The 14,358-nt window shown below is 74.1% G+C and carries 12 protein-coding genes; 6 read left to right on the plus strand and 6 right to left on the minus strand.

The annotated features are described in order from the left end of the window. Window positions 1-54: 54 nt before the first annotated feature. Genes Q2K19_RS09555 through Q2K19_RS09565 form a run of 3 tightly spaced genes read right to left on the minus strand, consistent with a single transcriptional unit; the run spans window position 55 to window position 2,956 of the window. The gene (locus Q2K19_RS09555; RefSeq protein WP_446839677.1) at window positions 55-831 is read right to left on the minus strand and encodes an ABC transporter ATP-binding protein; all 777 of its coding nucleotides are present in this window, start codon (window positions 829-831) and stop codon (window positions 55-57) included. After that, on the minus strand, window positions 828-2,015 hold the full coding sequence (locus tag Q2K19_RS09560) for a FecCD family ABC transporter permease (RefSeq protein WP_302772384.1): 1,188 nt from the start codon (window positions 2,013-2,015) through the stop codon (window positions 828-830). Before Q2K19_RS09560 ends, Q2K19_RS09555 begins: the two co-directional genes overlap by 4 nt. Before the next feature lie 2 nt (window positions 2,016-2,017). Continuing rightward, the gene (locus tag Q2K19_RS09565) at window positions 2,018-2,956 is read right to left on the minus strand and encodes an ABC transporter substrate-binding protein (RefSeq protein ID WP_302769588.1); all 939 of its coding nucleotides are present in this window, start codon (window positions 2,954-2,956) and stop codon (window positions 2,018-2,020) included. 416 nt (window positions 2,957-3,372) lie between these two features. Between Q2K19_RS09565 and Q2K19_RS09570 the strand changes: the two genes are divergently transcribed. Further along, the gene (locus tag Q2K19_RS09570) at window positions 3,373-4,695 is read left to right on the plus strand and encodes a C39 family peptidase (protein ID WP_302769590.1); all 1,323 of its coding nucleotides are present in this window, start codon (window positions 3,373-3,375) and stop codon (window positions 4,693-4,695) included. A gap of 28 nt (window positions 4,696-4,723) precedes the next feature. Further along, a complete protein-coding gene (locus tag Q2K19_RS09575; protein ID WP_302769591.1) occupies window positions 4,724-6,064 on the plus strand; it encodes a peptidase C39 family protein in 1,341 nt (446 codons plus the stop codon). 57 nt (window positions 6,065-6,121) lie between these two features. On the opposite strand, the gene Q2K19_RS09580 is transcribed toward Q2K19_RS09575, so the two are convergent. From Q2K19_RS09580 to mqnE, 3 genes are read right to left on the minus strand one after another with little or no spacing between them, the layout of a single operon-like run. After that, window positions 6,122-6,403, minus strand: a complete 282-nt coding sequence (locus Q2K19_RS09580; protein WP_302769592.1) for a DUF4229 domain-containing protein — start codon at window positions 6,401-6,403, stop codon at window positions 6,122-6,124. A 26-nt stretch (window positions 6,404-6,429) separates the two neighbouring features. Beyond that, a complete protein-coding gene (locus tag Q2K19_RS09585; protein WP_302769594.1) occupies window positions 6,430-6,861 on the minus strand; it encodes a hypothetical protein in 432 nt (143 codons plus the stop codon). A gap of 8 nt (window positions 6,862-6,869) precedes the next feature. Beyond that, the gene (mqnE, locus tag Q2K19_RS09590; protein WP_302769595.1) at window positions 6,870-8,039 is read right to left on the minus strand and encodes an aminofutalosine synthase MqnE; all 1,170 of its coding nucleotides are present in this window, start codon (window positions 8,037-8,039) and stop codon (window positions 6,870-6,872) included. Window positions 8,040-8,283: 244 nt separating this feature from the next. Between mqnE and Q2K19_RS09595 the strand changes: the two genes are divergently transcribed. From Q2K19_RS09595 to Q2K19_RS09610, 4 genes are all read left to right on the plus strand, one after another. After that, window positions 8,284-9,828 (plus strand): C40 family peptidase, encoded by a 1,545-nt coding sequence (locus tag Q2K19_RS09595; RefSeq protein WP_302769596.1) that lies wholly within the window; start codon window positions 8,284-8,286, stop codon window positions 9,826-9,828. A gap of 111 nt (window positions 9,829-9,939) precedes the next feature. Then, window positions 9,940-11,406: a hypothetical protein gene (locus Q2K19_RS09600; protein ID WP_302769598.1), complete on the plus strand. Its 1,467-nt coding sequence runs from the start codon at window positions 9,940-9,942 to the stop codon at window positions 11,404-11,406. Between the two features lie 185 nt (window positions 11,407-11,591). Next, window positions 11,592-13,607 (plus strand): DEAD/DEAH box helicase, encoded by a 2,016-nt coding sequence (locus tag Q2K19_RS09605; RefSeq protein ID WP_302769599.1) that lies wholly within the window; start codon window positions 11,592-11,594, stop codon window positions 13,605-13,607. Between the two features lie 97 nt (window positions 13,608-13,704). Beyond that, window positions 13,705-14,334, plus strand: coding sequence for a putative glycolipid-binding domain-containing protein (locus Q2K19_RS09610; RefSeq protein ID WP_302769601.1), 630 nt, complete (start codon window positions 13,705-13,707; stop codon window positions 14,332-14,334). Window positions 14,335-14,358 lie beyond the last annotated feature (24 nt).

The following is a 14,358-nucleotide window of genomic DNA, read 5'->3' on the forward strand; positions in this document are numbered from 1 at the left end:
CTGGCGTTAGGAGGGGGCCCTTCCTTACCGCAGACGTTAAGAAGGGGCCCTTCCTTACGCCCGGGGGCGGACGGGGACCACGAGGGGGCCGTGCTCGCCCTGGAGGACGCGGACGTGGGCGCGGTAGTGGGTGGCGAGCAGGGTCTCGGTGAGGACCTCGTGCGGGGGGCCGGCGGCGGCGACCCGGCCGTCGGCGAGCAGCACCATCCGGTCGGCGTACTCGCCGGCGACGGAGAGGTCGTGCATGGTGGCGAGGACGGTCAGGCCGTGCTCGCGGCGGAGCTGGTCGACCAGCTCCAGCACCTCCTGCTGGTGCCCGATGTCCAGCGCGCTGGTCGGCTCGTCGAGCAGCAGCAGGGTGGCGCCCTGCGCGAGCGCCCGGGCCAGGAACACCCGCTGCCGCTCGCCGCCCGAGAGGGTGGCCAGCTCCCGGCGCCCGAACGCGCCCAGGTCGAGCCGGTCCAGCACCTCGTGCACCGCGGTCAGGTCGGCCGCCGACTCCCGGCCCAGCGGCGGGATGTACGGGGTGCGGCCGAGCAGCACGTAGTCGACGACGGACATGCCGGCCGGCACGACCGGGGACTGGGCCACGGTGGCGACGATCCGGGCGCGGTCGCGGCGGCGGAGGGCCTGGATCGGCGTACCGAAGAGGTGGACCGCGCCCGGCGCGGGCAGCAGGCCGCCGACGGCGCGCAGCAGGGTCGACTTGCCGGCGCCGTTCGGGCCGATCACGGTGACCCATTCGCCCACCGCCACGGTCAGGTCCACCCCGGCGAGGATCCGCGCCCCGCCCAGCTCGACCCGCAGGTCCCGCACCTCGACCGCGGTCATGTGAATACCCGCCGCGAGGTCCGCAGGACCAGGACGAAGAACGGGCCGCCGAGCAGCGCGGTGACCACCCCGATGGGGATCTCGGCGGGGGCGGCGACGGTCCGGGCGACCACGTCGGTCAGCGCCAGGAACGCCGCGCCGAAGAGCATCGAAAGCGGCAGGATCACCCGGTAGCTGGACCCGGCGAGCAGCCGCACGGTGTGCGGCACGATGATGCCGACGAAGCCGATCAGGCCGGAGGCCGAGACCGCGGCGGCGGTGCCCAGCGAGGCGGCGGCGATCAGCAGGTAGCGGGAGCGCTGCGGGTGCAGCCCGAGGCTGGTCGCCTCGTCGTCGCCGACCGACAGCACGTCCAGCTCGCGCCGGTGCAGCAGCACCACCACCGCGGTGAGCGCGAAGTAGGGCAGGACCAGCAGCACGTCGTGCCAGCCGGCGGTGGCCAGCCGCCCGAGCAGCCAGGAGTAGACCTGCTGGATGCTCTCGGAGTGGCGTTGCAGCAGATAGGTCTGCCCGGCGGAGAGGAACGCCGACACCGCCACCCCGGCCAGGATCAGGGTGGCCGGTGACCGGTCGCGCCCGCCGGCCGCGCCGAGGCCGTAGGTCATGGCGACCGCGCCGAGCGACCCGACGAACGCGGCGAGCGGAATGGTGAGCGGCATGCCGCTCAGCGCCCCGCCCGCCCCGACGCCGAGCGCGATCACGGCGGTCACCGCGAGCCCGGCGCCGGCCGCCACGCCGAGCAGGTACGGGTCGGCCAGCGGGTTGCGGAAGACACCCTGGTAGCAGCCGCCGGCCAGGGCGAGCAGCCCGCCGACGAGCAGGCCGAGCACGACCCGGGGCAGCCGCAGCTCGGTGACGATGGCGATCTCCCGCTCGGTGAGCCCGCTGTCGAGGTGCACCCCGGGGAGCAGGTTGAGCAGTTCGGCGGCCACGCTGCCGGGCGGCAGGCTGACCGGGCCGAGGGACACCCCGGCGACCAGGGCGACCAGCACCGCGCCGATCCCGGCGACCAGCCAGCGCGTGCGCAGCCCGGCCGGCCGGACCGTCGCACCCGGTCCGGCCGGGGGCCGTCCGCCGGCCGTCGCCGGACCGCCCGGTCCGGTCCGGGCGGGCACGCCGGCGGGCCGGGACGCGCGGGGCATCCCGGCCGGCCGGTCGGCGGATTCCGCTGGTCGCACGGTCAGGCTCAGGCCGGGACCTTGGCGGTGGCGTCGACGATCGACCGGAGCAGGTCGACCACACGCGGGCCCCACCGGGAGGCGATGTCGTCGTCGAGGGCGACGATCTGGCTGTTCTTCACCGCGGTGACGCCGGCCCAGCCGCTGCGGGCCTTGACGGTCTCCGGGGTCTGCTTGCAGCACTTGGTGTCGGCCAGGAAGACGAAGTCCGGGTTGGCCTTGACGATGACCTCCTGCGAGAGCTGCGGGTAGCCGCCGTTCTTGCCGTCGGCGTCCGACGGGTCGGCGATGTTCTCCAGGCCGGCCAGGGCGTAGATCGAGCCGATGAAGGTCTTGCTGGTCGCGCTGTACAGCTCCGGGCCCAGCTCGTGGTAGTAGGTGAGCTTCTTCGTCCGCTGCGGCAGGTCCTTGGTGAGCGCGGCGATGTCGTCCTTCATCTTCCGGGTGACGGCGTCCGCCTCACCCGGGTGGCCGGTGAGCTTGCCCAGGTCGGTGATCTGCTGGTAGGTGTCGTCGAGCGTGGTCGCGGCCGGGGTGAGCAGCACCGGGATCTTGAGCGTGGTGAGCTGGTCGACGATCTTGTTGGTGTCGTTGGAGAGCACCACCAGGTCGGGGCTCTTGCCGGCGATCGCCTCGGCGTTCGGCTGGAAGCCGGAGAGGTCGCTCTTCGGCGCGTCCGCCGGGTAGTTCGACTGGTCGTCCACCGCGCTGACCTGCTTGCCGGCGCCGATGGCGAAGAGCATCTCGGTCGCGCTCGGCGACAGCGAGACGATCTTCTCCGGGCGCTTCTCCAGGGTCAGCTTGCCGACGGTGACCGGGAACGCGGCGGCCGCGGAGCTGCCGGCGGCGGGCGGGGTGTCGGTCGAGGTCTTCTCGGCGCAGCCGCCGAGGAGCAGCGCGCCGACCGCGAGGGCGGCGGCGAGGAGCCGGGGGGTACGTCTGGACATGGGTCCTCCTGTCGGTCGAGGATCGTGGTGCTTCGCCGACAGGGAGCGCCGGAGCGGGCCCGTCCGCGAGGCGCCCTTCCTCGAGAGCGCGTGTCGCGACCGCCCCGCAGGCGACCTGGCTAATCCCCGTGGGACCACGGGGCATCACAGTTGCGGGACAGCACCGGTTTCGCACCGGCTTCGCTGGGGAGCGGTCGGGGACACGGTATCCCACGGCCCGCGCGCCACCTCGTCGTGGTGGCGCTGACCAGCGGCGGTGGGCGCGCGCGGGCGGCTCGGGGGGCACACCCTCATCGTCGATCCGTCCCGGCCGGATCCTCACCTCGGCAATGATTTTCCATCCGTTGACCTCTGGCGAAAGTTCCCTCCAGGCGCGACAGTGAACGGCAACGATGCCCTCTCCCTGGGGAGCTGCCATGGCCATCAGAGCTGTGCGCGCGGTCGCCGTAGCCGGCCTCACCGCGCTCGCCGTCCTCGGCACCACCGCACCCGCTGACGCCGCCGGGGCCACCGTCCCGCACGACGAACAGATCACCTGGCAGGGCTGGTCCGGCACCGGCTGGTCCGCCGGGAGCACCGCCGGCACCACGGTCACCACCGCCGGTCTCGCCCTGGGCACCCCGGTCGGGACCATCCTCTACAAGGACCCGCACAGCAACACCCGGCGCACCTGGGCGTACGGGACCTGGACCTCGCCGCTGACCGAGGTCGGCTTCGGGGCCACCGAGCTGGTCGCCTCGTGGAACGCCGACACCCCCGCCGGCACCTGGCTCCAGGTCGAACTCCAGGGCACCTACACCACCGGCACCCGCACCCCCTGGTACGTCATGGGCCGGTGGGCCTCGGGCGACGGTGACATCCGGCGGACCACTGTCGACAAGCAGGGCGACAAGACCTCCAGCATCTGGACCGACACCTTCGCCATCGACAACCCGAGCGCCGGGGTGCTGCTGCGGGCGTACCAGCTCCGGCTGACGCTCTACCGGGACCCGGCCGGGACCGCCACGCCGGTGATCCGATCGGTGGGCGCGATGAGCTCGAACGTGCCGGACCGAACCACCGTCGTTCCGAGCGCCGGCCACATCGCCTGGGGCACCGAGCTGGCCGTGCCGCGCTACTCGCAGAACATCCACGCCGGCCAGTACCCGCAGTACGGCGGCGGCGGCGAGGCGTGGTGCTCGCCCACCTCGACGGAGATGGTGGTCGAGTACTGGGGCCGGCAGCCGACACCGGCCGACACGTCCTGGGTGGACCCCGGCTACCCGGACCCGACGGTCGACCACGCCGCCCGGATGACCTACGACTACCAGTACGGCGGCACCGGCAACTGGCCGTTCAACACCGCGTACGCGGCCACCTTCCCCGGCCTGGAGGCGAAGGTGACCCGGCTGCACTCGCTGGACGAGGTGGAACACTTCATCGCCGCCGGCATCCCCGTGGTGACCAGCCAGTCCTTCCTGGCCAGCGAGCTGGACGAGGCGGGCTACGGCACCGCCGGGCACCTGATGGTGGTGGTCGGCTTCACCGCCACCGGTGACGTCATCGCCAACGACCCGGCCTCCCCCAGCGACGCCGCCGTACGCCACGTCTACCGGCGCGACCAGTTCGAGCGGATCTGGCTGCGAACCAGACGGACCACCACCAACGGCGGCACCGGCAGCGGCTCCGGTGGCGTCGTCTACCTGATCAAGCCGACCACCGTGGCCTGGCCGTCCGTGGCCGGGTCCACCAACTGGTGATGTCCCCTTCCCACCCTACGGAGATGAGATGATCAGACCCGCCCTCCGCGCGGTCGCCCTCGCCGGCGTCGCCGCGCTCAGCCTCCTCGGCACCACCGTGCCCGCCCACGCGGAGAACAACCTCCCCGTGGCCGCGCACGACGAGGAGATCACCTTCCAGGAGTGGTCGAAGTACCCCGACTGGGGCACCGGCACCCACCAGGGCACCTACGCCATCCCCGGGTACCGCACCGGGATCACCATCGACCAGCCGGCCGGCACCACCCAGTTCACCGACGAGCACACCGGCGCCACCCGCACCTGGGAGTACGCCACCTGGACCTCGCCGGAGCGGCAGATCGGCTTCGACGCCACCGAGCTGGTCGCCTCGTGGAACGCGACCACCCCGGCCGGCACCTGGATCCAGGTCGAGCTGCACGGCACCTACAACACCGGCCAGCAGACCCCCTGGTACGTGATGGGCCGCTGGGCCTCCGGCGACCAGGACATCAAGCGGGCCACGCTGGACGGTCAGGGAGACCCCTGGTCCACCATCTGGACCGACACCTTCTCCATCGACAACGCCAAGGCCGGGGTGCTGCTGCGGTCGTACCAGCTTCGGCTGACCCTCTACCGGGCGCCGGGGCAGACCGCCTCGCCGCAGGTCCGGATGCTCGGCGCGATGAGCTCGAACGTCCCGGACCGGTTCACCGTCACGCCGAGCAAGGGCGGCATCGCCTGGGGCACCGAGCTGCCCGTGCCGCGCTACTCCCAGAACATCCACGAGGGGGAGTACCCCGAGTTCGACGGCGGCGGTGAGGCCTGGTGCTCGCCGACCTCCACCGAGATGGTCGTCGAGTACTGGGGCCAGCAGCCGTCGGCCGAGGACACCTCCTGGGTGAACCCGAGCTACGCCGACCCGAACGTCGACCACGCCGCCCGGATGACCTACGACTACGAGTACGAGGGCGCCGGCAACTGGCCGTTCAACACCGCCTACGCCGCCAGCTTCCCGGGCATGGACGCCCGGGTCACCCGGCTCCACTCGCTGGACGAGGCGGAGCGCTTCATCAAGGCCGGCATCCCGGTCGTGACCTCGCAGTCCTTCCTCGCGAGCGAGCTGGACGGGGCGAACTACGGCACCTCCGGGCACCTCTTCGTGATCGTCGGCTTCACCGCCGACGGTGACGTGATCATCAACGACCCCGCGTCCTCCTCGAACGAGGCGGTGCGCAACGTGTACAAGCGGGCGCAGTTCGAGCAGATCTGGCTGCGGACCAAGCGGCACCGGGCGAACGGCACCGTGGCCTCCGGCTCCGGCGGCATCGCGTACCTGATCAAGCCGGCGGACCGGCCCTGGCCGGTCGTGCCGGGCTCGACCAACTGGTGACGAGACGGGCCCGGCGCCGCTCTCCCTTCGGAGGTGGCGCCGGGCCCGTCCGCTTCGTCAGCTCCGCCGGTCGTCCGGCTCGCCCTCGGCCGGCTGGTCCTCGCCGGCGAGTGCCGAGCGCAGCCGCTCCTTCTCGGTGCGGCGCCGCTCCGACGCCTCGGCCATCTCACCGGCCATCTCGTCCCGCCAGCCACGCAGCAGGAAGAACGAGAGCGCGGCGGAGAAGACCAGCGCCAGCATCAGCCGCAGGAACGGGTTCATGTCGACGAACCAGAGGGCCGCCAGCACGCCGACGAACAGCCCGATCCGGCCCAGCGTGTACTTGACCGCCGCGCTCACGTCCGTACTCCGTTCTCCGTCATCGATCAGCCCGTACGCCGGGCCAGCCAGCGCACTCCAGGAAACCAGACCACCGCGTAGACCACGGTGAAGACCGCCGCGGCCAGCGCGCCGGAGAGCAGCGGCGGCAGCCCGGCGGTCAGGCCGGCCGCCAGCAGCCCGGCGAGAACGCCGAGCGCCAGGCCGGCCAGCGCGGCCAGCACCCGGGCGGCGCCGAACTCCCAGGCCCGGAAGTCGTCCCAGAAGAGCCAGACCGGCAGGATCACCGCCAGCCAGCCGTTGGTCCGCCCGAACCCGCCGGCCCCGAGGGTGGCGAACGCCCACTCGAAGAGCACCAGCGCCAGCACCCCGATCACCAGGCCGGCGAGGCTCACCCCGAGCAGGTCGCCCAGGGTGGCGACGCGCCCCTCGGCGTCCCGCCGCGGAAAGCTGCGCTGCGGCTGCTCCTCGGTGCTCATCGGTGCGGTCAGGCCCAGACCTGCTGCGGCTCGACGCGGCGCTCGGCCAGCGACGGCGCGGCGTCGTACTCGCGGACGGTCTCGTAGCGGGTGTTCCGCTCGACCGGGCGGAAGCCGGCGTCCCAGATGAGGTGCAGCAGGTCGTCCCGGTGCATGGTGTTGGGCGTGCCGTACGAGTCGGCGTCGTGGGTGATCTTGTATTCCACGACGGAGCCGTCCAGGTCGTCCACCCCGAAGTTCAGGGAGAGCTGGGCCACCGAGAGACCGTGCATCACCCAGAAGCACTTGACGTGCGGGACGTTGTCGAAGAGCAGCCGGGAGACGGCGAAGGTCTTCAGCGACTCGGCCGGCGAGGCCATCGTGGTCCGGGCCTGGATCCGGTTACGGATCTTGCCGTCCGCCGAGTCGACGAAGTCGTGCTGGTAGCGCAGCGGGATGAAGACCTGGAAGCCGCCGGTCTCGTCCTGCAGCTCGCGCAGCCGCAGCACGTGGTCGACCCGATGGCGGGGCTCCTCGATGTGGCCGTAGAGCATTGTGGACGGGGTCTTCATGCCCTTCGAGTGGGCCAGCCGGTGGATCCGCGACCAGTCCTCCCAGTGGCAGGCGTGGTCGACGATGTGCTGCCGGACCTCCCAGTCGAAGATCTCCGCGCCGCCGCCGGTCAGCGACTCCAGGCCGGCGTCCATCAGCTCGTCGAGGATCTCGTCCGCGCTCAGGCCGCTGATCTTCTCGAACCACTGCACCTCGGTCGCGGTGAACGCCTTGAGGTTGACGTTCGGCAGCGCCGCCTTCAGCTCGCGCAGCACCTTCGGGTAGTAGCGCCAGGGCAGCGTCGGGTGCAGGCCGTTGACGATGTGCAGCTCGGTGAGCTGCTCGTCCTCCATCTCCTTGGCCTTACGGACCGCCTCGTCGATGCGCATCGTGTAGGCGTCCTTCTCGCCCGGCTTGCGCTGGAAGGAGCAGTACGCGCACGAGGCGGAGCAGACGTTGGTGAGGTTGAGGTGCCGGTTGACGTTGAACATCACCCGGTCGCCGTTCAGCTCGGTGCGCTTGTGGTGGGCCAGCCGCCCGAGCCAGGCGAGGTCGTCGCTGTCGTAGAGGGCGACCCCGTCCTCGCGGGTCAGCCGCTCGCCCGCGTAGACCTTCGCTTCAAGCTCGCGCTTGAGTCCGGCGTCCATCGAAAGCCACGTCCCTTCCACCTGCGATCCCGGTCGAGCGTACGTCGGTCCTCCGACGGGCCGACGGCCCGGTCAACCGCAACGGCGTACTTCACCGGACTCTCAGCCGCTCGTTACCCTCCGCACATCGACATACCTCGCCATCTGCGGTAAGACAGGATGGGGCGGAACACACACACTGGTAGCGTCCCGGGTTCATCGCGTACACCACGCGCGGAAGGCACCAGACCGGACGAGGAGCGGAATGGTCGACAGCAGCACCAAGGGGCGGCGGCAACGACGTGGGACCCCGCTGATCTCCCCGGTGCTCCGCCCGAAGGTCTGGTCGGCCCTGCTCGGCCTGGTGGCGGCCGCCGCGCTCGCCACCCCGGCATTCGCCGACCCACTGCCCGACCGGATTCCCTCCACCGGCTCGCGCCCGCCGGTCGCCGGCCTGCGGCTGCCCGGCTCGGTCCCCGGGCTGCCCGGGGCCACGGCCGGCCTGCCCGGCCAGCTCCCGGGGCTCGGCATCACGCCCGGCATCGTCAACCCGGCCGACGGCCCGCTCATCGCGCAGATCAACCAGGTCGACGCACTGGTCGCCCAGCTCGGCGACGCCCTGCTCAAGGTCAAGGGCGAGCGCGACGACGCCCAGGCCCAGCTCGCCGCGGCCGCCACCGCCCACCAGCAGGCCCAGGGCGCGCTCGCCCAGGCCCAGGAGAAGGCGAAGAGCGCCGCCGCCGACGCGGTCAAGGCCGCCGCCGCGGTCCCGCCCGGCGAGTTCGGCGCCGACCTCCGCGACCTCACCGCCCTCCAGCAGATCACCCGCGGCAACAAGGCCGACGGGGCGACCACCGCGGTCGCCGGCGAGGTCACCCGGGCCACCGCCGCGGAGAAGATCGCCCAGGAGGCGTACGCCGCGGCGCAGCAGCGCGTCACCGAGAAGGCCGGCGAGTACACCCGGGTCGAGGCCGACCTGCACCGACAGGAAGCCGCGCTGCTCAAGCTGCGGAAGGACAATGCCGCGCTGCTGCTCGACATCGAGCGGCGCCAGGACGCCGCAGAGCAGCAGATCGGCAGCTCGTACGTCGCCAACCAGAGCATCAGCGGGCTGGTCGCCGACCCGAAGGCGCTGGCCGCGGTGCGCTACGCCCTCGACCAGCTCGGCGACCGCTACCTCTGGGCGGCCGAGGGGCCGGACCGCTTCGACTGCTCCGGCCTGGTGCTGGCCGCATACCAGGCGGCGGGCTACCACGGCCTGCCCCGGGTCTCCCGCGACCAGTACTACGCCACCCGTTCCCGGACGGTGAGCCCGAACGCGCTCCTCCCGGGCGACCTGCTCTTCTTCGCCTCGGGCAGCAGCTGGACGAGCATCCACCACGTGGCCATGTACATCGGCAACGGCAGGATGGTGGAGGCGCCGCGCACCGGCGACGTCGTCAAGATCTCGGTGGTCCGCTGGAGCAACCTCTACGCCGCCACCCGGGTGATCGGCGCGGTGCCCGCCCCGACCACCCCGGCGCCGACCCCGACCACCAAGCCCAAGCCGACCCCGACCCCGACGCCGAAGCCCACCGGGACGTCCACCCCCAAGCCGACCGGTACGCCGACGCCGGGGCCCACCACGTCGAGCCCGAGCCCGACGCCGAGCCCCTCCCACACGCCGTCGCCGACGCCCAGCCCGTCCGACACGCCGGACCCGACGCCGACCGAGGCGGCGAGCAGCGAGCCGGCCACGACGACGGGCGCCGCCGAGCCGTCGAACAGCGCGGCGGACACCGGCTCGTCCAGCCCGAGCACCGGGAGCTGACCCAACCGTCCACTCCGACTGTGCCGCCGGGCCGGAATGTGGCACGGTGAGAGCCAGGCACTCCCGGCCGACGCCACGGTCCGGGGCGAGTGCGGGCGTGGAGGGGCGAGCATGGGCGAGCGAGAGGTGCCGGCGGAGACGGTCCACCCAGGATCCGCGCCCGACCCCGCCGACCGGCCGGTCGAGCCGGGCATGGACCACGGCGGGGAGCCGACCCCCGGCATGGTGGCCCGGGCGCGGGTCAGCGTCGCCGATGCCGCCGTGCCGCCGCCCGGCGAGGATCGGGCGGGTACGCCGGCCACCGCCACCACGTACCGGGCGGGTGATGCGGCGCGGCCCACCACCCCCCTGGAGCGGCGGCGGCCCGGCGCCACGGTCACCCCCTCGACCTGGTCCGCCTTCGCCGCCGGCGAGCGCTCCCCCGAACCGGACGCCCCGGCCGGGCCGGCCGGCACCGACGAGGCCGCCGCCGCCCCCGAACCACCGGTGCCGCCGAGCCCGCGGGCCGACGCCGGGCAGGCCCGGGCCAGCGCCTCCGTACCCGGCCTGAGCCGGGTCTCGCCGGACGAGGTCGCCGCCGCGGGGGTGGCGAAGGCCGGCGCCGCCAAGGTCTACCGCGCCGCTCCGGTGAATCCGGAGCCGCCCGAGCCGGCGCAGCCGCCGGAGCCGGCCCAGCCGCCGGCGCCCCCCGCCCCGGAGCCCGAGCCGGCGCCGACCCCGGTGCCCGGCCCCACCCCGCCGTCGCCGGCGCCCCCGGTGCCGGAACCAGGGCCGGAACCGCCGCTCCGGCCCGCGCCGCCGCCGGTCCCCGCCCCACCGCCGACCCCGCCGACCCCCACGCCGCCGCCCGGGCCGACCCCGCCGGGGCCGGTGCCACCGCTTCCCGGGCCGCCGGTGCCACCGCCGGCCCCGCCGGTGCCCCCGCCCCCGCCGCCGCCCGGCCCGATGCCGGCACCGCCCTTCCCGCCTCCGCCCGCCATGGCCCCTCCGGCGGGCGGGCCGGTTTCCGCTCCCCCGGCGCGCGGGCCGCTTTCCGGTCCGGCGGTCGGCGGCTCCGCCGTCCCGCCGTCGGTCCCGCCGGGCTTCGGCGCGGGGCCGTTGTCCGGGTCGGCGGCCCCGTCCGTGCCGGTGGCCAGGGCGGCGGCACCCGTCTCCGCCGTGCCGGCGACGCCCGCGCCGCCCACGGTGCCGGCGCCCGCGCTGCCGAACTGGCCACCGTCCGCCAGCCCGACCGCGCGCGGCGACGGCGGCCGGACCTACCCGGCGAGCGGCACGCCGCACCCGGCCCACCCGGGCGGTCCCGACCTGGCCGGCACGGTCTACGGCGGCACCGACGGGCCCGGCTTCGCCACGGTCTCGTTCCCGCAGGGCAGCCCGGTGGAGAACTCCGGCTCGCTGACCGGGCACATCCTGGCCCAGGGCTGGGCCGAGGACCCGCCAGCGACCCGGTCCAGCAACACCCGGGTGGTGATCATGCTGGCCGTCGCGCTGGGCCTGCTGGTCGCGATCAGCCTGCTGGTGGTCTTCCTGGCCAACGACGCGCTGAGCGGGCTGACGGGCGGCATGACGAGCAACTGACGGGGTGAGCCCGCCCACTAGGGTTCGCGGCCCGCTGGCGACTTCGCCGCGCCGCCGTACACTTGTGGAGATCACTGACCCGGCGCGCCCGATCGCGCGCCCATGGGCGATCTTGCGGGCGAATCGGCGGCGTACGGCGCTGCGGCGGGCCATCGCGAAGATGCGCCCCGCTCGAAAGGCATTTCTTGACCACCTACGCTGCCCCCGGCACGTCCCCGTCCGCTGACCAGATCGCGACGCCGGAACTCCCGGCCACCGACACCACCCCCGACTTCGCCGCACTGGGCCTGCCCCGGCAGCTCGTCGACGCGCTGGCCCGCCAGGGCATCACCACCCCGTTCGAGATCCAGCGGGCCACCCTGCCGGACGCCCTCGCCGGACGCGACGTGCTGGGCCGGGGCCAGACCGGTTCCGGCAAGACGCTGGCCTTCGGCCTGCCGGTGATCGCCCGGCTCGCCGAGCGCAACCGGGCCCGGCCGCTGCACCCGCGCGCCCTGGTCCTGGTGCCCACCCGCGAGCTGGCCATGCAGGTCAACGACGCGCTCATGCCGCTCGGCAAGGCCGTCGGCATCTTCCTCAAGACCGCCGTCGGCGGCGTGCCGTACGACCGGCAGATCGACGCGCTGCGCCGGGGCGTGGAGATCATGGTGGCCACCCCGGGGCGGCTCGGCGACCTCATCGAGCGCGGCGTCTGCAAGCTGGACGACGTCGAGATCACCGTGCTCGACGAGGCCGACCAGATGGCCGACATGGGCTTCCTGCCCGAGGTCACCGAGCTGCTGGCGAAGACGCCGGCGGACGCCCAGCGGCTGCTCTTCTCGGCCACTCTGGACAACGACGTCGACACGCTGGTCACCCGGTTCATGACCGATCCGGTGACCCACTCGACCGCGCCGCCGACCGCCGCCGTGTCCACCATGGACCACCACCTGCTGCTGATCCCGCCGCACGACAAGTTCGCCGTCGCGGCGTCCATCGCGGCCCGGGACGGCCGCACCATGCTCTTCGCCCGTACGCAGCTGGGCGTCGACCGGCTGGTCGAGCAGCTCGCGGCCGTCGGGGTGCGGGCCGGCGGCCTGCACGGCGGCAAGACCCAGCGGATGCGTACCCGGACCCTGGCCGAGTTCCGCGAGGGCCGGACGAACGTGCTGGTCGCCACCGACGTGGCGGCCCGGGGCATCCACGTGGACGGGGTGTCGCTGGTGCTGCACGTCGACCCGCCGAAGGACCCGAAGGACTACCTGCACCGGGCCGGGCGTACGGCGCGGGCCGGGGAGTCGGGCGCGGTGGCCACCCTGGTGCTGCCGAAGCAGCGCCGGACCACCCTGGACATGCTGGAGAAGGCGGGTGTCGAGCCGGCCCAGACCCGGGTTCGCGTGGGCGACCCGGCGCTGGCCGAGCTGACCGGGGCCCGCGAGCCCAGCGGGGTGCCGGTCCGCGAGGAGCCGGAGCCGCGCCGCGACCGCCCGTCCGGCTCCCGTCGCTTCGGCGACCGTGAGGGCCGGGGCGAGCGCCGCTTCGGCGATCGTGACGGTCGGGGCGAGCGCGGTGGGTTCGACCGCGGCGGGCGCGAGCGCCGCTTCGGCGAGCGTGGCTTCGCCGACCGGGGCGAGCGTGGCTCGTTCGACCGGGACGGGCGCGAACGCCGCTTCGGCGACCGTGACGAGCACCGTTCCGGGGAGCGGCGCGAGCGCGCCGAGGACCGGGGCGAGCGGCGCTTCGCCGACCGCGACGACCGCGGCTTCGGGCGCCCCTCCGGCGAGCGACGCTTCGGCGACCGGGGCTCGTTCGACCGGGAGCGCGGCGAGCGGCGCTTCGGCGACCGCCCGTCCGGCGAGCGCCGGTTCGGCGACCGCGACGAGCGCCGCGTCGGCGACCGTCCGTCCGGCGAGCGCCGGTTCGGCGACCGGGACGGGCGGGACGAGCGACGGTTCGGGGACCGCCGGGTCGGTGGTGAGCGCGAGGCGCGCGGTGACCGGCGGTTCGACGACCGCCCGACCGGCGGCCGCGGCTTCGCCGATCGGGGCGAGCGCCGGTACGAGGATCGCGCGCCGGGCGAGCGGCGCTTCGGTGACCGGGGCGGCGACTCCTGGTCGACGGACCGCCGGGACGGCTTCCGGCCGGAGGGGCGGGGCCGGGACGACCGGCCGCGCGACGACCGGCGGGGCTTCGGCGGCCGGCCGCCGGCGCGTACCCACTGACCTGACCGGGTGACGGACGCCGTCGCCGGGCGACTGCCCGGCGGCGGCGTTTCCGCATCCCGTGCCGCCACCTGCCCGGTGGCGTAACGTCCGATTCATGTCGACAACGCCGAAGTCCCTCTTCTGGGCCAGGACCGACACCGCCGGCTCCGAACATGTCGTCGTCGACGACCGTCAGGGCCTCAGCGCGCAGGGCACGGCGCTGGCCGTGGACCCGATCCCCTACACCTGCCGCTACCGGCTGACGGTCGACGCGAACTGGTCGGTCAGCCGGCTGGAGGTCGAGACCGAGGGCGCCGGCTGGGCGCGGAGCGTACGCCTGGAACGGTCCGGGGACGGCTGGCGGGTACGTACCGCGGAGGAGGGTGACCTGGACGGGGTCCTGGGCGCCGCCGGGCATCCGGCGGCCGGGCTGCCGGGCACCGACGAGCCGGACCGGCTGGCCGAGGCGCTGGACGTCGACCTGAGCGGGTCGCCGCTGTTCAACACCCTTCCGGTACGCCGGCTCGGGCTGGGCCGCGCCCCGGCGGACCTGGCGCGGCAGGTCACCGTCGCCTGGGTGCTGCTGCCGGGCCTGGCGGTGCTCCCGGCCGACCAGGTCTACACCTCGCTCGGGCCGGGCCGGGTCCGCTTCGCCAGCGGCACCTTAACCGCCGACCTCGACGTGGACCCGGACGGCTACGTGGTGCGCTACCCGGGGCTGGCCGAGCGCATCTCCCCCCGCTGACCCGCAGGTGAACGGGCCTCCCGT

It is taken from the genome of Micromonospora sp. NBRC 110009 (assembly GCF_030518795.1).
Lineage (GTDB): Bacteria > Actinomycetota > Actinomycetes > Mycobacteriales > Micromonosporaceae > Micromonospora.